We start from the raw sequence: 19039 nt of genomic DNA, 5'->3' as shown, positions 1-19039 counted from the left end.
TATATATTTGTGGTTTAGCAAAGATTAAAGTTATAATATGTATTAAGATATAGATGAGGAGTTGATACTGAATGAAATTTCTATCATTCAATTATAAAGACGCTGAATCTTACGGCGTAAAAGTTAAGCGTGAAGACGCAGTTTGGGATCTTAAAAAGGTATTTGCGGAATTTGGAGAAGATGACTTCCACCCTCAAACATTATTAGAGGGATTACAACAAAACCAAACATTAGATTTCCAAGAACAAGTACGTAAAGCAGTTGTAGCGGCTGAAGATAGTGGTAAAGCAGATGAATTCAAAATTGCTTTTAATGACATTGAATTCTTACCACCAGTTACACCACCAAATAATGTTATTGCATTTGGTCGTAATTACCAAGATCACGCAAGTGAATTAAATCATGAGGTACAACGATTATACGTATTTACTAAAGCAGCATCATCATTAACTGGTGATGAATCAACAATTCCAAATCATAAAGATATCACTGATCAATTAGATTACGAAGGTGAATTAGGTATCGTAATCGGTAAATCTGGAGAAAAAATTCCGAAAGCATTAGCATTAGACTACATCTACGGATATACAATTATTAATGATATTACTGATCGTAAGGCGCAAAATGAACAAGATCAGGCATTTCTATCTAAAAGTTTGACAGGTGGTTGCCCAATGGGACCTTATATTGTAACTAAGGATGAGTTACCAACACCTGAAAATGTTAATATCGTAACTAAAGTTAATAATGATATTCGTCAAGATGGTAATACAAGTCAAATGATTAATAAAATTGATGATTTAATTGAAGAAATTTCTAAATATGTAGCATTACATCCAGGAGATATCATTGCTACTGGCACACCAGCTGGTGTAGGTGCAGGTTTACAACCGCCTCAATTCTTACAACCAGGTGATGAAGTCAAAGTTACTATTGATAATATTGGTACATTAACTACTTATATTGCTAAATAATAATTAATATTTCAAAAATGTTATAAGGATTGTCTATCATAATTAGTTCATAATAAATGATTGAATTGAGACATCTTATATTATAAGTATTTCTTAATTGTAATCAGTTAATGCAGGTGAGCCTGGGACATAAATCAATCTCCCGGGCTCTAATTATATATTGCCAGAAGTTGTCAGAAATAAAAACGCACTTGATACAAGCGTTTTAATTCAGGGGCCCCAGCAGAGAGAATTTCACATGGAAATTCTACTAAACCATTATTTTAGTTTCATATCCATCTCATATAGCGTTTAACAATACGTTCAAGTGTTTATGTGATATGATAGGTAAGTAAAAAGGTAATAAATAGTATTGGGGGAATTCGGTCTTGTTACATATGCATATTGCAAGTTGGGCGTTGACAATTATTTTATATGTAATTGCATTTTTACATATTTCAAAATCACAAGGTCCTACACCTATGTTTAAACCTTTACAAATGGCATTAAGAGTCTTTATGTTACTCACTTTATTCTCAGGGTTCTGGTTGTTAATTCAAGAATTCATGGCTGCTAGCCATGGTGGTGGGGGCAACCATATGTTGTTAACATTGAAGATGCTTTGTGGTATAGCGGTAGTTGCACTAATGGAAGTATCTATTGCCAAACGCAAGAAACACGAAGCAAGTCATGGTTTATTCTGGGCAACAATTATTTTAATAATTATTACTATGGCGTTAGGTATTATCCTACCATGGGGTCCAATTAGTAGCCTTTTTGGAATTAGTTAAAATTTAAATTATTAATGATATAGGGATAGCCCTTAAATGATTGAATTTGCTGTAATCATTTAAGGGCTATTTTTTATAAATCTCTAGCTTTGTAACCAATCATATTAACTAAATCTTTTGGATGACTGTAAGGTGGTGCGTATGCCACTTCAAATTCAGTTAATTCATCAATGGTTAATTCGCTCATCATTGCCATTGATAATACGTCAATACGCTTATCAACACCTGTTTTACCTACTGCGGCAGCACGTAAAAGACGACGATTATTTGTGTCAAAGTAAACGCGTAAGTGGACATTAGTATTTCCAGGGTAATAACCAGCATGAGTGCCAGAATTTAATTCAACCATTTGATAATCAAAATGCGTTAATTCTTCGACTTTGATGCCGACGCTTGCTAATGTATAATCGAAAAATTTAACGATATTGGTACCTAAAAAACCTTTGAAAATGATATTTTTATTACCAGCTAGTTGTTCTGCAATGACGCTTGCGCCACGATGTGCTCCCCAAGCTAATGGAACTTGTGCGGGTAGATTTACATGACGGTACGAAGAGGTAATCACATCACCCAAAGCATAAATATTTGGGATGTTTGTTTCAAACTTATCGTTAACTTTAACGAAGCCTTTATCATCTAATTCTACGTTAGATGACTCGATAAATTTCGAATTTGGATGTGTACCAACGCCTTCAATAATTATATCGTAATCTTCTTGAATGCCTGATTTAAAAGTAACCATATGATCATTAACACTTACAATTTCCTCATTTAATCGATAAGGTATGTGTCGCGAATCTAGCTCGTCAAAGATAACTTGATTCATATCTTGGTCCATCAACTTGTTAATTTTATCAGAGCGGTGAATTAGAGTAACATCTAATCCTCTAGCATATAAATTCTCCAAGACTTCTAATGAAATATAACCTGCTCCTACTACTAATGCTTTCTTAGCCTGATGTTGATCTATAAATCGATCGATGGCATCAGTATCCTCCATATTGCGTAAAGTGAATATGTAATCACTATCAAAGCCTAAAGAATTAGCACCTGCACCAGGACTCAATATTAATTCGTCATAACTCGCTTCAAATTTTTCATTCGTTTGACGATTTACTACCGTCACTGTTTGATCTTTGTCATTAATAGCAATTACTTCATGATACGTTTTAACTGTAATATCTTTCTTTTCTTTAAAGACGCCTGGCGTAATTGGTAAAACATCTTTACGTTCATTAACAATGTTACCTATAAAGTAGGGTAATCCACAATTTGCGAAACTCATGTCGCGGTCTTTTTCAAAAATAGTAATTTCACTGTCTTTATCTAAACGTCGTATTTGGCTAGCACAGGTTGCACCACCGGCGACAGCACCGACTACAATTATTTTACGCATGATACATTCCCCCAGAAAAAATATATTAAAAAAGTGAGACATTATAAAAGTATACATTTATCTAACTTTAAGAATTGTTGTTTAACCTTTATAAGGTATATTTAATTTAAAGAAATCATTTAAATAACGGCCGATACCATCATCATTATTTGAATAAGTAATATGGTTTGCAATATGTTTTAATTCATCTAGACCATTGTCCATTGCGATACCATATTTAGCATATTTAATCATTTCAATATCATTATCCTCGTCTCCGAAGGCTATAATATGTGAAGGTTCAATTCCTAAATAGTCTTTGACTTGATCAATACCACGCGCTTTACTAATCCCGCGTTTAACGATTTCGATTACTGGGAAAGGCGCTCCCCAACGTCTGTGCTCAATATTCTCTGCATAGAAACGCGTCAACATTTGCTTGATTCTAGGTATGTAAATCTCTTCTGCTTCTACTAATAACGACGTTGGTGCTTCATCTAATTCTTCTAATAAATTACCTGTTTCAATTTTAGGATTACCCATTGAAAAACCCTCAAATAATCTAGGATCATGATTATTAATAAACACGTGATCGCGAACCTCAGCAATAATATTTGTAACTTTTGCTTTTTGAAGTGTTTCGATCATGTTTCTAGCGAGGTCCACATCTAGTACCTCGTGTGTCGTTTTAAAATCATCTGATTTAGGATGATGAACATAAGCCCCATTGAAGTTTACAATAGGTGTGTCCATGTTTAATTCATGATAATAAATTTGGCTTGCACGGTATGGTCTTCCAGTCGCAATCATAATGCGATGACCTTGCTTTTTTAATGTTGTAAGTACTTGCTTAGTATAGTCGCTAATTTCTTTATTATCATTTAATAATGTCCCATCTAAGTCTAAACAAATTAAATAAGGTTTCATATATTTCTCCTTAAGCTACATATCTATAGAATAAAATACATTAACATTTCATATTAAATGTTTTTAAAATTGATACATAAATCAACTTTATAATGTTATTATAACGTCTTTATTCGCTTAGTTGTATCATAGCATTTTATTGGCGTTTTGTCGGATATTTGATATATTAGTGTAAAGATAAATAATGAGAGGTGATACTAATGGAAGAGGCATTAAAAGACAGTATCCTAGGTGCACTTGAAATGGTTATTGACCCTGAATTAGGTATTGATATCGTTAATTTAGGTTTAGTATATAAAGTGAATGTTGATGATGATGGTTTGTGTACAGTTGAAATGACTTTAACATCAATGGGTTGCCCACTTGGGCCACAAATTATCGAACAAATTAAAACAGTATTAGCTGAGATTCCAGAAATACAAGACACAGAAGTTAATATTGTTTGGAATCCACCTTGGAACAAAGATATGATGTCAAGATACGCTAAAATTGCATTAGGCGTTGGCTAATTAATCGCTTTTGAACAATAGTACACGATTAGGATGTACTATTGTTTTTTTATTTATAATAGAAACAATTTAAATGTTCATTTTCAATGCTTTTAGTGACAAAGTTAAGTTAATAAATGACATAATTGTAATATAAATTGAATTTGTTTAAGCGTTATACTACAATACATAAGAATTACAATATAAAATAATTTAAATTGTACTTGCATTTATGAAAAATAATAATAAATGGGTCAAATTATATAAAATATTATTATATTTCAAGCTTAGACATCTAAGTATAAAACTCGATTCAATCATATACATTAAAATATAAAAGTATATTAACTTAAATCATATTTTTTCATGTTGTTGATCATCGGCTTTCGTTTTATCCTGATTTTCAGTGCTTTAGTAATTAATGAATTTATTAAAATTTATTATTTAATAGGGAAAGAATGTGAACAATGAAACAAGATTTTGAAAAAGGGAAACAACGTAAGACTAAAATGCGTTACATGCCAGGTTTAGATGGACTAAGAGCAATTGCTGTCTTAGGTATTATCATTTACCATTTAAACAGGAAATGGCTTACAGGTGGTTTCATAGGTGTAGATACCTTCTTCGTTATTTCTGGATATTTAATCACAAGTTTACTTTTAAAGGAATACGAGGAGCGAGGTATTATTAGCCTTAAACAATTCTGGATTCGACGAGTTAAAAGGTTACTTCCAGCAGTTGTTGCGCTATTAATTGTCGTTGGGATTGCTACATTAATATTTGAATCACAACAAATCGTTCGAGTTAAACATGATATTATCGCTGCATTATTCTATGTGTCGAATTGGTGGTATATTGCCAAGGATGTTAACTACTTCGAACAATTTTCATTTATGCCATTAAAACACCTGTGGTCACTTGCAATAGAAGAACAGTTCTATTTGTTCTTCCCATTTGTGTTGGTCATTTTACTCTTAACGATTAAAAAATATCGCAATGTTACTTTGATATTATGGATTATTTCTCTAGTGTCTTTATTAGCGATGGTCATTATTTCACAACCCAATGTTGGGTATTCAAGAGTTTATTTTGGGACAGATACTCGCTTGCAAACGTTATTATTGGGTGTGATATTAGCATTTGTATGGCCACCGTTTAAATTAAAAGCCAATCCACCAAAAGTATTGCAACGTTCTATTGATGGTATAGGTATCTTAGGTCTAATAACACTTATCTTCTTATTCTTTACAGTGAAAGATACTAGTGCATGGATTTATAATGGTGGATTTTATCTCATCTCAGGTATGACATTATTTATTATTGCTAGTGTCGTACATCCTTCTAGTATCCTAGCAAAGGTCTTAGGTCATCGTATATTTGTTTATATAGGTAAACGCTCTTATAGTTTATATTTATGGCATTTTCCTGTCATAAGTTTTATACACATTCATTTTGTTGATGGACAACTTCCTATTTATGTGTACTTTGTTGATATCATACTTACAGTTTTATTTGCTGAGTTATCATATCGTTATATTGAAACACCATTTAGACGTGAAGGTTTAAAGGCATTTTCATTCAATTATTTAAAACGACCTAAATTTATTCGGACAATAGTGTCAATTATTGCTGTGATACCAATAGTACTGTTATTCTTAGGTGTCTTCGATCGTTTTGGAAAAGATGAAATTGAAAACAAAGCAAATTCATTCAACACGAGTGATCAAGATAAATATTTAGTAAGAATGATGCCTGGGGAAAATATAAAAATCGATGGCTCAAGTAGTAATAGTAAAAGTAAAAAACAAGTTTATACTAATATTAGTCCATTACTTATTGGAGACTCAGTGATGGTAGATATTGGTGAAGAATTTAAATCTCAAGTACCTAAAGCAACCATTGATGGTAAAGTTGGTCGTCACCTACAAGAAGCGTTGTCAATAGCAGGCAATTATTCAAATTATAATAAACCATCAGATAAAATCGTTTTAGAACTAGGTACAAATGGTGATTTTACAGAGGAAGAATTAAATCAATTAATTAATAAGTTTGGTAAAGCACAAATTTACCTTGTTAATACACGTGTTCCTCGAGATTGGCAAGATAATGTTAATAAACAACTAGCTAATGCTGCTAAGAAGCATAAGAATGTAACTTTAGTGGATTGGTACCAACGTTCTGCGGGACATTCTGAATATTTTGCACCAGATGGTGTGCATCTTGAAAATAGTGGTGTAAAAGCTTTATCCGATGAAATAATCAAAGCTATAAAGAAAAATCCAAAAAACAAATAATTCATTCTAAACCAGTTTAGTGATTTTAAATCATTGAACTGGTTTTTTTATTTGCAGTTTTAACGTATATTTGATGTTTATAACAGAAAAAAGTGTGATAAAACAAGTAATAAAAGAGACTCACTAATCGCTTCAAACAAGCTTGAATAGGCAGTTTGAGAAATTTTTAAAAGTTGAGTATAAGTGTTGCGTAATCATATAAGAGAGTCTATAATGTAATTAAGGTCAAAGAAAGTCAAAGTCAAAACGAACTAATTGACCTTACTCTTATCAAATATATAGGGGTGAATAAATTTGGATATTAATCAAATGACATATGCAATTCAAGGTGCATTACAAAAAGCTGTTGAATTGAGTAAAGAAAATGAATTACAAAATATTGAAATTGAAACTATATTAAAGGGAACTTTAGAAGAAACTGATAGTTTATTTAAAAGCATATTAGAACGAGCAAATATAGATACAGATGAATTAAATCAAGCGTATACAAATAAATTGAAAAATTATCCTTCTGTACAAGGAGGTAATATTCAATATGGACAATATATAGGATCTAAAGCAAATGAATTATTAAATAAAGCTGAATCATATATGAAAGAATATGAAGATGAATATATTTCAATGGAACACGTCCTTCGTGCTGCGATGGATATTGATGATACTACTAAACAATTTGTTGGAAATAAAGAAGAAGTTGTGAAAGAAATAATAACTAAAGTAAGAGGGGGAAATCATGTGACTTCACAAAATCCAGAAGTAAATTATGAAGCTTTAGAAAAATATGGTCGTGACTTAGTAGAAGAAGTACGTCAAGGTAAAATGGACCCTGTTATTGGCAGGGATGAAGAAATTCGTAACACAATTCGAATCTTAAGTCGTAAAACTAAAAATAATCCAGTATTAATCGGGGAACCTGGTGTAGGTAAAACTGCAATTGTTGAAGGTTTAGCGCAACGAATTGTACGAAAAGATGTGCCTGAATCATTACTCGATAAAACAATTTTTGAATTAGATTTAAGCGCATTGGTTGCTGGCGCAAAATTTAGAGGTGAATTTGAAGAGCGACTTAAAGCAGTACTTAAAGAAGTAAAAGAGTCAGATGGACGCATTGTTTTATTCATTGATGAAATTCATATGCTAGTTGGTGCAGGTAAAACAGATGGTGCAATGGATGCTGGTAACATGTTGAAACCGATGTTAGCACGTGGCGAATTGCATTGTATTGGTGCAACTACTTTAAATGAATATAGAGAATATATTGAGAAAGATTCTGCATTAGAACGTCGTTTCCAAAAAGTAAGTGTAAGTGAACCAGATGTAGAAGATACAATTTCAATTTTACGTGGATTAAAAGAACGCTATGAAGTTTATCATGGTGTACGTATTCAAGACCGTGCTTTAGTTGCAGCAGCTGAATTATCAGATCGATATATTACTGATAGATTCTTACCTGACAAAGCAATCGATTTAGTTGACCAAGCATGTGCAACAATTCGAACAGAAATGGGTTCAAATCCAACTGAATTAGACCAAGTTAATCGTCGTGTTATGCAATTAGAAATTGAAGAAAGTGCTTTGAAAAATGAATCTGACAACGCAAGTAAACATCGTTTAGAAGAATTACAAGAAGAACTTTCAAATGAAAAAGAAAAACAAGCTTCCTTACAATCTCGTGTTGAACAAGAGAAAGAAAAAATTGCGAAAGTACAAGAAAAACGTGCTGAATTAGATCGTAGTCGTCAAGCTCTAGAAGATGCACAAACTGAGGGCAATCTAGAAAAAGCAGCAGAATTACAATATGGTACAATACCTCAATTAGTAAAAGAATTAAAAGAATTTGAAGAAGCCTATCAAGATGAACAAGGTGACAGCGAACGCATGATTCGTGAAGTTGTTTCTGATGAAGAAATTGGAGACATCGTAAGTCAATGGACTGGTATTCCAGTATCAAAATTAGTTGAAACTGAACGAGAAAAATTATTGAACCTAAGTGATATCTTACACGAACGTGTTGTGGGTCAAGATAAAGCAGTAGACTTAGTATCTGATGCTGTTATAAGAGCACGTGCAGGTATTAAAGATCCTAATAGACCGATTGGTAGTTTCTTATTCTTAGGACCAACTGGTGTAGGTAAAACTGAATTAGCAAAATCATTAGCTGCATCATTGTTTGATTCTGAGAAACACATGATTCGAATCGACATGAGTGAGTATATGGAGAAACATTCAGTTTCTAGATTAATTGGTGCCCCTCCAGGTTATGTAGGTCATGATGAAGGCGGACAATTAACAGAAGCGGTTAGACGTAATCCATATTCAGTCATTTTATTAGATGAAGTTGAAAAAGCACATAGTGATGTATTCAACGTTTTACTTCAAATATTAGATGAAGGTCGTTTAACTGATTCTAAAGGACGCAGTGTTGACTTTAAAAACACTATCATTATTATGACAAGTAACATCGGTTCACAAGTATTACTTGAGAATGTTAAAGATACTGGTGACATTACTGAAGACACTGAAAAAGCTGTAATGGATAGCTTACATGCATTCTTTAAACCAGAAATCTTAAACCGTATGGATGATATAGTATTATTTAAACCATTATCTATTAATGATATGAGTATGATTGTTGATAAAATCTTAACTCAATTAAATATACGCTTAATGGATCAACGTATTTCAATTGATGTGTCTGATGACGCGAAAAAATGGTTAGGAGAAGAAGCATACGAACCACAATTTGGTGCAAGACCATTGAAACGTTTTGTTCAACGTCAAATTGAAACACCATTAGCACGTATGATGATTAAAGAAAGCATGCCTGAAGGTACTGTGGTAAAAGTTGATATAAATGATGATCATGAATTAACATTTGATGTACAAAAGCTTGAAAATGAATAATGAATGTTTAGGTAAACCTAGGGAGTGTGATGAGCACTTTCTAGGTATTTTTGTTTTTAAGTGCAGTTCAGTGTATTGTTGCATTCACTTGCCTTAGTTATAACTTAAACTAAATATTAGTAAGAATAAGTAATTCCTCACTTCAAAACCTTTTTCAAAGTCATGAAGGTTGTAATGTATCGCTATAATAGTAAGGGTTCATCTATATCTAGTTTAATAAAGAAAAACACTTGAAATTTGATTAATAAATTCAAATTCCAAGCGTTTTTAACGTATTGTATTATTATGTAGTAATAAGACTATCTGTTACCTGAACGGGTAAAATCATCTGGTTTAATCATGGCAGTTAGAATAGCAATTACAATTGTAAAGATAACTGCTAGAACTATTGGGGTGATAAAGTTTAATGTTCCACCGCCATTTAAACTATTTAATACAAAGTTAACCATTTGTAATAAAATGACTGCCCAAATAAAAGTTACGAGGTATTTCATACCGATGACCTCCATTATTTATATACATTCATTTTAAAGTAAAGTAATCCATTTGTATAGAGATAGCAGTTAACTGATAAAAATTTGTAATGAAATCTGTGTTTGTGAAAGGGTAACTACTTGAGTAGTGATAAAAAAATGTGTTAAATTAATACCTGGTATTAAAAAATGAAGTAAGAAGGTGTACGTTCATGAACGTAGGTATAAAAGGATTTGGTGCATATGCGCCAGAGAAAGTCGTTGATAACGCTTATTTCGAAAGTTTTTTAGAAACTTCAGATGAATGGATTTCTAAAATGACTGGAATTAAAGAGAGACGCTGGGCAAGTGAAGATCAAGATACATCTGACTTAGCATTCGAGGCAAGTAAAAAAGCGATTGAAGATGCAGGAATCACACCTGCTGATATAGATATGATTATTGTTGCAACTGCTACTGGAGATATGCCATTCCCATCGGTTGCCAATATGTTGCAAGAAAAATTGGGTACACGTAAAGTACCAACAATGGATCAATTAGCTGCATGTTCTGGATTTATGTATTCTATGATTACAGCAAAACAATATGTTCAATCAGGTGATTATAAAAATATCCTAGTAGTAGGTGCAGATAAATTATCTAAGATTACTGATTTAACAGATCGTTCAACAGCAGTCCTTTTTGGTGATGGTGCTGGTGCAGTAGTTATTGGAGAAGTTTCAGAAGGACGAGGTATCATTAGTTATGAAATGGGATCTGATGGTAACGGTGGAAAATACTTATACTTAAACAAAGATACTGGTAAACTAGTAATGAACGGACGAGAAGTCTTCAAGTTTGCGGTAAGAATTATGGGTGAAGCATCAACACGAGTGGTTGATAAAGCTGGTCTACAATCAGATGATATTGATATGTTTATACCTCACCAAGCAAACATTAGAATTATGGAATCAGCTCGAGAAAGACTAGGTATAGAGAGGGAAAAGATGAGTGTATCTGTTAATCGCTTTGGTAACACATCTGCTGCCTCAATACCTTTAAGTATTTCACAAGAATTAGAAAATGGAAGAATTAAAGATGATGACACACTAGTATTAGTAGGTTTTGGTGGTGGCCTAACATGGGGCGCTATGGTTATCAAATGGGGTAAATAGGAGGAAATAATGTATGACTGAGAATAAACGAGTTGTAATTACTGGTATGGGTGCATTATCACCTATTGGCAATGATGCCCAGACAAGTTGGGAAAATGCCTTGAAAGGTGTTAATGGAATCGATACTATTACTAGAATAGATACAGAAGATTATAATGTTCATTTAGCAGGTGAACTTAAAGATTTTAATATTGAAGACCATATTGAAAAGAAAGAAGCTCGACGTATGGATCGTTTCACACAATATGCGGTAGTGGCAGCACGTCAAGCAGTTGAAGATGCTAAATTGGAAATCAATGATGAAACTGCTAATCGCATAGGTGTATGGATTGGTTCAGGAATTGGTGGTATGGAAACGTTTGAAACAGCACATACAACACTTCAAAATAAGGGACCAAGAAGAGTAAGTCCATTCTTCGTACCTATGTTAATTCCTGATATGGCAACTGGCCAAGTATCAATTGATTTAGGTGCAAAAGGGCCAAATGGTTCTACAGTTACAGCATGTGCTACTGGTACAAACTCAATTGGTGAAGCATTTAAAATTATACAACGTGGCGATGCAGATGCGATGATAACAGGTGGTACAGAAGCACCAATTACACACATGGCACTTGCAGGATTCAGTGCTAGTCGTGCCTTATCTACAAATGATGATAAAGAAACAGCTTGTCGTCCATTCCAAGAAGGTCGAGATGGCTTCGTTATGGGTGAAGGTGCTGGTATTTTAGTGATTGAATCATTAGAATCGGCACAAGCGCGTGGTGCTCAAATCTATGCTGAAATAGTTGGTTATGGTTCAACTGGTGATGCATATCATATTACAGCTCCCGCTCCTGAAGGTGAAGGTGGTTCACGTGCAATGCAAGCAGCACTTGATGATGCAGGTATTGAAGCAAAAGATGTTCAATATCTTAATGCACATGGCACGAGTACACCTGTAGGTGATATGTATGAAATTAGAGCGATCAAGAATACGTTTGGAGATGCTGCTAATCAACTAAAAGTTAGCTCTACTAAATCAATGACTGGTCATTTATTAGGTGCAACTGGTGGTTTAGAGGCTATCTTCTCAGCATTATCTATTCGTGACTCTAAAGTCGCACCAACTATTCATGCGAATACACCAGATCCTGAATGTGATCTAGACATTGTTCCAAATGAAGCGCAAGATTTAGAAATTACTTATGCAATGAGTAACAGTCTAGGCTTTGGTGGTCATAATGCAGTATTAGTATTTAAGAAATTTGAAGATTAATTTTGAAAAATGATATTAGATCAAGGACACTAATTGATAATGTCCTTGATCTATTTTTTGTATGTAGAATGATTTATAGTAGAAATGAAATTATTATAGTCATCACAAAGTATGCAATATTACATATCAAAGCTGGAGCAATCCATGTAGATATAAAATAATGCTCCTTTTTAACTTGTTGAGGATTTAAAAATTCATCATCCGCCATTGTTCTCTTTTTTGAACGAGACGATAGTTGATATCTTATTCTTCTAAAACCATAGCTCGTTGCATCAAAAATTCCCTCTTGAACTAATAAAATGAAAAAAATGGCGATGAACATAATAAGAGATAAATAAAAAAGTGTATTAATATATGAAATAAAAGTATGATTTGTAAATATAATCCACAGTATCATAGATAAAATGGGAGTAATTATCAACCATATCATCCAGTTCCTTAAATTCTTCATAATAAAGCCCCCAGTTGACGATTTAATTTATTGTAACTTAAATTTTATAAATTATATATTCTTATTTATAGTTAGAATAAAAAAACTGTCAAAGTAATCCTTAAAATGTTTTTATTTAAACGCTTACTTTTTTAATTTTGTGAAAAATTATATTGCAATTATATGAAAATTGTATATAATATTACTAAATATTTCTGAAAATTTTGAAGGGAATGTTAATTTTGAAAATTCAATAAGGGGGTTATTTAATGACGCGATATATTTTTAAACGTTTGGGGTACATGTTTTTATCGCTTTTCATTATTATTACAATTACATTTTTCTTAATGAAATTAATGCCCGGTTCACCATTTAACGATGCGAAACTAAGTGCTGAGCAAAAGGCAATCCTTAATGAAAAGTATGGTTTAAATGATCCGGTTGCCATTCAATATCTTCATTATTTAAAGAATGTAGTAACTGGAGACTTTGGGTATTCATTCCAATATCATAATCAACCGGTATGGGAGCTTATAAAACCGAGATTGATTCCTTCTATGGAAATGGGTATTACAGCTATGATTATCGGGGTTATTTTAGGGTTAATCCTTGGCGTAGCAGCAGCTACTAAACAAAATACCTGGGTAGATTATACAACAACTATAATTTCAGTAATCGCAGTATCAGTACCATCATTCGTATTAGCCGTACTTTTACAATATGTGTTTGCGGTACGTTTACGTTGGTTCCCAGTAGCTGGGTGGGAAGGATTTTCAACAGCAGTCTTACCTTCACTAGCATTGTCCGCGACAGTTTTAGCAACAGTAGCAAGGTATATTCGAGCAGAAATGATAGAAGTATTAAGTTCAGATTACATATTATTAGCACGTGCAAAAGGTAACTCTTCTATAAGAGTGCTATTTGGACATGCATTACGTAATGCATTAATTCCAATTATTACAATTATTGTACCAATGTTAGCAGGGATTCTAACTGGTACGTTAACAATAGAGAATATCTTTGGTGTTCCAGGATTAGGGGATCAATTCGTAAGATCGATTACAACAAATGATTTCCCAGTTATCATGGCTACAACAATATTATTTAGTACATTATTTATTGTTTCAATCTTTATTGTAGATATTCTTTACGGAATTATTGATCCTAGAATTCGTGTGCAAGGAGGTAAAAAATAATGACAAATGATAAATTTGAAAAGTCGTTGGATGATCATTCAAATGCGGCGATGACACATACCTCTGAAGGCATTGCAGCTTCTGACTTTGTTATTAGAGATTTAGATTTAAATAAAGAACCTGAAATGCAGCGAGAAAGTAAAAATTTCTGGGAAGATGCATGGGCACAGCTAAAACGAAATAAACTTGCTGTAATAGGGATGATTGGCCTTATACTTATAATAATTTTAGCTTTAGTTGGTCCACTAATAAGTAAACATGATTTTGCTGAACAAAATGTCGATTATCGAAATCTTCCAGCAAAAATTCCCGTATTAGACAAAGTTCATTTTTTACCATTTGATGGTACAGGTTCTGACGGTAAAGATGCTTATGCAAAAGTGGGAGCTAAAGAAAATTATTGGTTTGGAACAGATCAACTAGGTAGAGATTTATGGACACGTACATGGAAAGGCACTCAAATTTCTCTAGTTATTGGTATTGTGGCTGCCTTATTAGATATTTTTATCGGAGTAGTATATGGCGCTATTTCAGGATTTTTTGGTGGGCGAGTAGATGATGTAATGCAACGTATTTTGGAAATCATTGCTTCAATTCCAAACCTTATTGTAGTAATTTTATTCGTACTTATTTTTGAACCTTCTATTTGGACGATTATACTAGCCATGTCAATCACAGGTTGGTTAGGAATGAGTAGGGTTGTTCGTGGTGAATTCTTAAAATTAAAAAACCAAGAATTTGTAATGGCATCAAGAACTTTAGGCGCATCAAAAGTCAACTTGATTTTCAAACATATTCTCCCTAATACATTAGGGGCTATAGTAGTAACATCTATGTTTACTGTCCCAAGTGCGATTTTCTTTGAAGCATTCTTAAGTTTCATTGGTATAGGTGTCCCAGCACCACAAACCTCATTAGGATCTTTAGTTAATGATGGTCGTGCAATGTTATTAATTCATCCACACGAGTTATTCATTCCAGCAACAATTTTAAGTTTATTAATTTTATTTTTCTATCTATTTAGTGATGGTTTACGCGATGCATTTGACCCTAAAATGCGTAAATAATAAAGGAGGCACACGTTATGTCAGAAAGAGTATTAGAAGTCAACGACTTGCATGTTTCCTTTGATATTACTGCTGGGGAAGTGCAAGCGGTTAGAGGCGTAGATTTTTATTTGAACAAAGGGGAAACGTTAGCAATAGTGGGAGAGTCTGGTTCTGGAAAATCAGTAACCACTAAAGCAATTACAAAGTTATTCCAAGGGGATGTTGGAAGAATAAAAAAAGGTAAAATCGATTTTTTGGGAGAAGATTTAGCTACTAAATCGGAAAGTGAATTAATCAAATTACGTGGAAAAGACATTTCAATGATATTCCAAGATCCTATGACATCACTTAATCCAACGATGCAAATTGGTAAACAGGTAATGGAGCCACTTATTAAACATAAAAATTATAGTAAATCTGAAGCAAAAAAACGTGCTTTAGAAATATTAAATTTAGTAGGCTTACCAAATGCAGAGAAACGTTTTAAAGCTTTTCCACATCAGTTTTCAGGTGGACAAAGACAAAGAATTGTTATCGCAACAGCTTTAGCTTGTGAACCTAAAGTATTGATTGCAGATGAACCAACAACAGCATTGGACGTAACAATGCAAGCTCAAATTTTAGATTTAATGAAAGATTTGCAGAAAAAGATTGATACATCAATCATATTTATTACCCATGATTTAGGTGTAGTAGCTAATATTGCAGATAGAGTAGCTGTTATGTACGGAGGACAAATGATTGAAACAGGGAATGTTGAGGAAATATTTTATGACCCTAAGCATCCTTATACATGGGGATTATTATCATCAATGCCTGATTTAACTACTAGTAATGATACAGAACTAATTGCTATTCCAGGAACACCACCTGATTTACTTCATCCTCCTAAAGGAGATGCATTCGCACGTAGAAGTCAATATGCTTTAGATATTGATTTTAAACAAGAGCCACCATGGTTCAAAGTGTCACCAACACATTTTGTTAAATCATGGTTATTAGATGAGAGAGCTCCTAAAGTAAAACCACCAGAAATGGTAGTAAAAAGACATCGTCAAATGCCGAATAATTACGACAAACCACGTCAAGTAGAAAGGGTGTCGTTCGATGGATAAAAATAATGAAGTATTATTAGAAATTAAAAATTTAAAACAATATTTTAATGAAGGTAAACGTAATGAAGTAAGAGCAATTGAGGACATATCTTTTGATATCTATAAAGGGGAAACATTAGGATTAGTTGGAGAGTCAGGATGTGGTAAATCGACTACAGGTAAAGCAATTATAAAGCTAAATGATATTACAAGTGGAGAAATTTTATATGAAGGACAGGATATTCAAAAAATTTCTAAACGTAAAGATTTATTAAAGTTCAATAAAAAGATTCAAATGATTTTCCAAGATCCATATGCATCACTTAACCCTAGATTAAAGGTCATGGATATCGTTGCAGAAGGTATTGATATACATAAATTAGCAAGCAGTAAAAAAGACCGTAAACGTCGTGTTTATGACTTACTTGAAACGGTAGGTTTAAGTAAAGAACATGCGAATAGATATCCACACGAATTTTCTGGTGGACAACGTCAACGTATCGGTATCGCGCGTGCGCTAGCAGTGGAACCAGAATTTATTATTGCGGATGAGCCTATTTCAGCTCTAGACGTATCAATACAAGCTCAGGTAGTTAATTTAATGTTAAAACTTCAACGAGAAAGAGGAATTACCTTCTTATTTATTGCCCATGATTTATCAATGGTTAAATATATTTCTGACCGTATTGCGGTAATGCATTTTGGGAAAATTGTTGAATTAGGTTCAGCTGACGAAATTTATTATCACCCATTACATGATTATACGAAATCATTGTTATCAGCGATTCCTCAACCTGACCCAGATAGTGAGAGAACACGTAAACGTGTAGCATATCAAGAAGATGAATCTAAAAATTCTGAGCGAAAACTTCAAGAAATAAGACCAGATCATTATGTTTTTGTAACTGATGAAGAAGCTGCTCAATTAAAACAAGAACATCAAACGCAAAGTGTTTAAATGCAGGGGAAGGAGGATGAATTTACTATGAAATCTTTAAAATATATAGCAACTTTATTAATAGTGGTTTTAGTACTTTCAGCTTGTAGTAATAATAAAAGTTTATATTCAGATGATGGCCAAGTCTTTAGAAAAGTTATTACACAAGATATAAGTACTTTAGATACGGCATTAATTTCAGATGCAGTATCAGGAGATATAGCTGGCCAAGCATTTGAAGGCCTATATTCAATTGATAAAGGCGATAAGGTTACTTTAGGTGTAGCTAAAGAAATGCCTAAAAAAAGTAACGGGGGCAAAACTTTAACAATTAATTTAAGAAAAAATGCTAAGTGGTCTAACGATGACCCAGTAACTGCGGATGACTTTGTTTATGCATGGAGAAAAGTTGTGGACCCCAAAACAGCATCTGAATTTGCTTACATAATGAGTGATATTAAAAATGCAGATTTAGTTAATTCAGGAAAAAAACCAGTGAGTGAATTAGGAATTAAAGCACTAGATAAATATAAACTTCAAGTTGAATTAGAAAAACCTGTGCCTTATATAAATGAACTATTGGCTTTAAATACTTTTGGTCCTCAAAATTCTAAAATTGCCAAAAAATACGGAGAAAAATATGGTACAAAAGCCGATAGAGCAGTATATAATGGGCCTTTTAAAGTAATTAATTGGCAAGTGGAAGATAAAATTCAACTTGTTAAAAATGACAAGTATTGGGATAAAAAGAATGTTAAATTAGATAAAGTAAATTATAAAGTACTAAAAGATCAACAAGCTGGTGCATCATTATATGATACAAATTCGGTTGATGATACAATCGTAACATCTGAGCAGGTTAACAAATATAAAAATAGTAAAGCATTGAATCATCGTTTAACTGCTGCTACATTCTATATTAAAATGAATGAAAAAACTGTTCCGGAATTTAAAAATAAACACTTAAGATTAGCTATTGCGCAAGCCATTAATAAAAAAGGATATGTAAAATCTGTTTTAAATGACGGTTCTTTAGCCTCAGATAATTTCACTGGTATTGGAACTGCTAAAACACCAGACGGCAAAGATTTCGCAAGTACAGTTTCATCTCCATTAAAATATGATACCAAAGAAGCAAAACAAAATTGGGAAATTGCGCAAAAAGAATTAGGTAAAAAAGAATTTACTTTTACTATGAATACTCAAGACACCCCAGCAGCGAAGATTGCTGCTGAATATATAAAATCGCAGATTGAAACAAATTTACCTGGTGTTACTCTAAAAATTAAACAAATGCCATTTAAACAAAAAATAACTCTAGAGTTAGCAAATAATTATGAAACGTCATATTCAGGGTGGAGTCCTGACTATCCAGACCCAACGGCTTTCTTGGAAATAATGACAAAAGGTAATGCTCAAAATAATACTGATTGGGGTAACGAAGAATACGATAATCTTATCAAAGAAGCTAATGGTTCTTTACTACGTGAATCTGATAAGAGAAATGAAGCTTTACAAAAAGCTGAAAGTATTTTACTTCACGACGCACCAGTTGCACCTATATATCAAAAAGGAGAAGCACATTTAACTAATCCACAAGTTAAAGGGTTACAGTATCACAAAGTAGGCCCAGATACTACACTTAAGCACGTGTATATCGATAAATCTATTGATCGTGAAACAGGTAAAAAAAAGAAAAGTGAATAATAGAAATAG

General features: G+C 32.9%; 16 protein-coding genes. 12 read left to right on the top strand and 4 right to left on the bottom strand.

Going from position 1 to position 19039, the window contains the following annotated elements; all coding sequences use genetic code 11:
* Window positions 1-71: 71 nt before the first annotated feature.
* Window positions 72-974 carry a fumarylacetoacetate hydrolase family protein gene (locus BB045_RS08945; RefSeq protein ID WP_070581489.1) on the top strand — a complete coding sequence of 301 codons (903 nt, stop codon included), beginning with the start codon at window positions 72-74 and terminating at the stop codon, window positions 972-974.
* A 368-nt stretch (window positions 975-1342) separates the two neighbouring features.
* The gene (locus tag BB045_RS08940; RefSeq protein ID WP_037538693.1) at window positions 1343-1744 is read left to right on the top strand and encodes a YisL family protein; all 402 of its coding nucleotides are present in this window, start codon (window positions 1343-1345) and stop codon (window positions 1742-1744) included.
* A gap of 73 nt (window positions 1745-1817) precedes the next feature.
* Here BB045_RS08940 and BB045_RS08935 read toward each other — a convergent pair whose 3' ends face one another.
* A complete protein-coding gene (locus BB045_RS08935; RefSeq protein ID WP_075140688.1) occupies window positions 1818-3140 on the bottom strand; it encodes a CoA-disulfide reductase in 1323 nt (440 codons plus the stop codon).
* An 81-nt stretch (window positions 3141-3221) separates the two neighbouring features.
* Window positions 3222-4046, bottom strand: coding sequence for a Cof-type HAD-IIB family hydrolase (locus tag BB045_RS08930; protein ID WP_016931172.1), 825 nt, complete (start codon window positions 4044-4046; stop codon window positions 3222-3224).
* Between the two features lie 200 nt (window positions 4047-4246).
* On the opposite strand from BB045_RS08930, the gene BB045_RS08925 reads away from it, so the two are divergent.
* The 3 genes from BB045_RS08925 (at window position 4247) to clpB (ending at window position 9732) form a co-directional block, all read left to right on the top strand.
* Window positions 4247-4555, top strand: coding sequence for a metal-sulfur cluster assembly factor (locus BB045_RS08925; protein ID WP_011276244.1), 309 nt, complete (start codon window positions 4247-4249; stop codon window positions 4553-4555).
* Window positions 4556-5001: 446 nt separating this feature from the next.
* On the top strand, window positions 5002-6828 hold the full coding sequence (locus tag BB045_RS08920; protein WP_070678346.1) for an acyltransferase family protein: 1827 nt from the start codon (window positions 5002-5004) through the stop codon (window positions 6826-6828).
* A gap of 294 nt (window positions 6829-7122) precedes the next feature.
* On the top strand, window positions 7123-9732 hold the full coding sequence (clpB, locus tag BB045_RS08915; protein WP_070581486.1) for an ATP-dependent chaperone ClpB: 2610 nt from the start codon (window positions 7123-7125) through the stop codon (window positions 9730-9732).
* A 299-nt stretch (window positions 9733-10031) separates the two neighbouring features.
* Here clpB and BB045_RS08910 read toward each other — a convergent pair whose 3' ends face one another.
* Window positions 10032-10226 (bottom strand): YjzD family protein, encoded by a 195-nt coding sequence (locus BB045_RS08910; protein ID WP_037549058.1) that lies wholly within the window; start codon window positions 10224-10226, stop codon window positions 10032-10034.
* 191 nt (window positions 10227-10417) lie between these two features.
* Here BB045_RS08910 and BB045_RS08905 point away from each other — a divergent pair, with 191 nt between their 5' ends.
* A complete protein-coding gene (locus BB045_RS08905) occupies window positions 10418-11359 on the top strand; it encodes a beta-ketoacyl-ACP synthase III (protein ID WP_037538680.1) in 942 nt (313 codons plus the stop codon).
* 13 nt (window positions 11360-11372) lie between these two features.
* Complete coding sequence (gene fabF / locus BB045_RS08900; RefSeq protein WP_011276239.1) at window positions 11373-12617, top strand: beta-ketoacyl-ACP synthase II; 1245 nt, start codon at window positions 11373-11375, stop codon at window positions 12615-12617.
* Window positions 12618-12690: 73 nt separating this feature from the next.
* Here fabF and BB045_RS08895 read toward each other — a convergent pair whose 3' ends face one another.
* Window positions 12691-13068 (bottom strand): DUF3899 domain-containing protein, encoded by a 378-nt coding sequence (locus tag BB045_RS08895; RefSeq protein ID WP_070581485.1) that lies wholly within the window; start codon window positions 13066-13068, stop codon window positions 12691-12693.
* A gap of 248 nt (window positions 13069-13316) precedes the next feature.
* Between BB045_RS08895 and opp3b the strand changes: the two genes are divergently transcribed.
* From opp3b to BB045_RS08870, 5 genes are read left to right on the top strand one after another with little or no spacing between them, the layout of a single operon-like run.
* Window positions 13317-14243 carry an oligopeptide ABC transporter permease gene (gene opp3b, locus BB045_RS08890; protein WP_070581484.1) on the top strand — a complete coding sequence of 309 codons (927 nt, stop codon included), beginning with the start codon at window positions 13317-13319 and terminating at the stop codon, window positions 14241-14243.
* Window positions 14243-15310, top strand: coding sequence for an oligopeptide ABC transporter permease (gene opp3C / locus BB045_RS08885; protein WP_070581483.1), 1068 nt, complete (start codon window positions 14243-14245; stop codon window positions 15308-15310). The genes opp3b and opp3C overlap by 1 nt, the downstream gene beginning before the upstream one ends.
* Window positions 15311-15327: 17 nt before the next feature.
* A complete protein-coding gene (locus BB045_RS08880) occupies window positions 15328-16407 on the top strand; it encodes an ABC transporter ATP-binding protein (protein WP_070581482.1) in 1080 nt (359 codons plus the stop codon).
* Window positions 16400-17344 carry an ABC transporter ATP-binding protein gene (locus BB045_RS08875; protein WP_070441375.1) on the top strand — a complete coding sequence of 315 codons (945 nt, stop codon included), beginning with the start codon at window positions 16400-16402 and terminating at the stop codon, window positions 17342-17344. The genes BB045_RS08880 and BB045_RS08875 overlap by 8 nt, the downstream gene beginning before the upstream one ends.
* A 27-nt stretch (window positions 17345-17371) precedes the next feature.
* Window positions 17372-19030: a peptide ABC transporter substrate-binding protein gene (locus BB045_RS08870; RefSeq protein WP_070581481.1), complete on the top strand. Its 1659-nt coding sequence runs from the start codon at window positions 17372-17374 to the stop codon at window positions 19028-19030.
* Window positions 19031-19039 lie beyond the last annotated feature (9 nt).

Source organism: Staphylococcus sp. MB377, assembly GCF_001922505.1.
Taxonomy (GTDB): Bacteria; Bacillota; Bacilli; order Staphylococcales; family Staphylococcaceae; genus Staphylococcus; species Staphylococcus haemolyticus.
The sequence above is the reverse complement of the archived record's forward strand: the minus strand, read 5'-3'. Positions and strand labels throughout refer to the sequence as shown.

What these genes read in the sequence shown, in the direction of transcription:
- BB045_RS08910 (WP_037549058.1), bottom strand. Translation starts at nt 10,226, where the DNA reads ATGAAATACCTCGTAACTTTTATTTGGGCAGTCATTTTATTACAAATG.
- BB045_RS08895 (WP_070581485.1), bottom strand. Translation starts at nt 13,068, where the DNA reads ATGAAGAATTTAAGGAACTGGATGATATGGTTGATAATTACTCCCATT.
- BB045_RS08945 (WP_070581489.1), top strand. Translation starts at nt 72, where the DNA reads ATGAAATTTCTATCATTCAATTATAAAGACGCTGAATCTTACGGCGTA.
- BB045_RS08875 (WP_070441375.1), top strand. Translation starts at nt 16,400, where the DNA reads ATGGATAAAAATAATGAAGTATTATTAGAAATTAAAAATTTAAAACAA.
- BB045_RS08925 (WP_011276244.1), top strand. Translation starts at nt 4,247, where the DNA reads ATGGAAGAGGCATTAAAAGACAGTATCCTAGGTGCACTTGAAATGGTT.
- BB045_RS08920 (WP_070678346.1), top strand. Translation starts at nt 5,002, where the DNA reads ATGAAACAAGATTTTGAAAAAGGGAAACAACGTAAGACTAAAATGCGT.
- BB045_RS08930 (WP_016931172.1), bottom strand. Translation starts at nt 4,046, where the DNA reads ATGAAACCTTATTTAATTTGTTTAGACTTAGATGGGACATTATTAAAT.
- BB045_RS08905 (WP_037538680.1), top strand. Translation starts at nt 10,418, where the DNA reads ATGAACGTAGGTATAAAAGGATTTGGTGCATATGCGCCAGAGAAAGTC.
- fabF (WP_011276239.1), top strand. Translation starts at nt 11,373, where the DNA reads ATGACTGAGAATAAACGAGTTGTAATTACTGGTATGGGTGCATTATCA.
- opp3C (WP_070581483.1), top strand. Translation starts at nt 14,243, where the DNA reads ATGACAAATGATAAATTTGAAAAGTCGTTGGATGATCATTCAAATGCG.
- BB045_RS08870 (WP_070581481.1), top strand. Translation starts at nt 17,372, where the DNA reads ATGAAATCTTTAAAATATATAGCAACTTTATTAATAGTGGTTTTAGTA.
- BB045_RS08935 (WP_075140688.1), bottom strand. Translation starts at nt 3,140, where the DNA reads ATGCGTAAAATAATTGTAGTCGGTGCTGTCGCCGGTGGTGCAACCTGT.
- opp3b (WP_070581484.1), top strand. Translation starts at nt 13,317, where the DNA reads ATGACGCGATATATTTTTAAACGTTTGGGGTACATGTTTTTATCGCTT.
- BB045_RS08880 (WP_070581482.1), top strand. Translation starts at nt 15,328, where the DNA reads ATGTCAGAAAGAGTATTAGAAGTCAACGACTTGCATGTTTCCTTTGAT.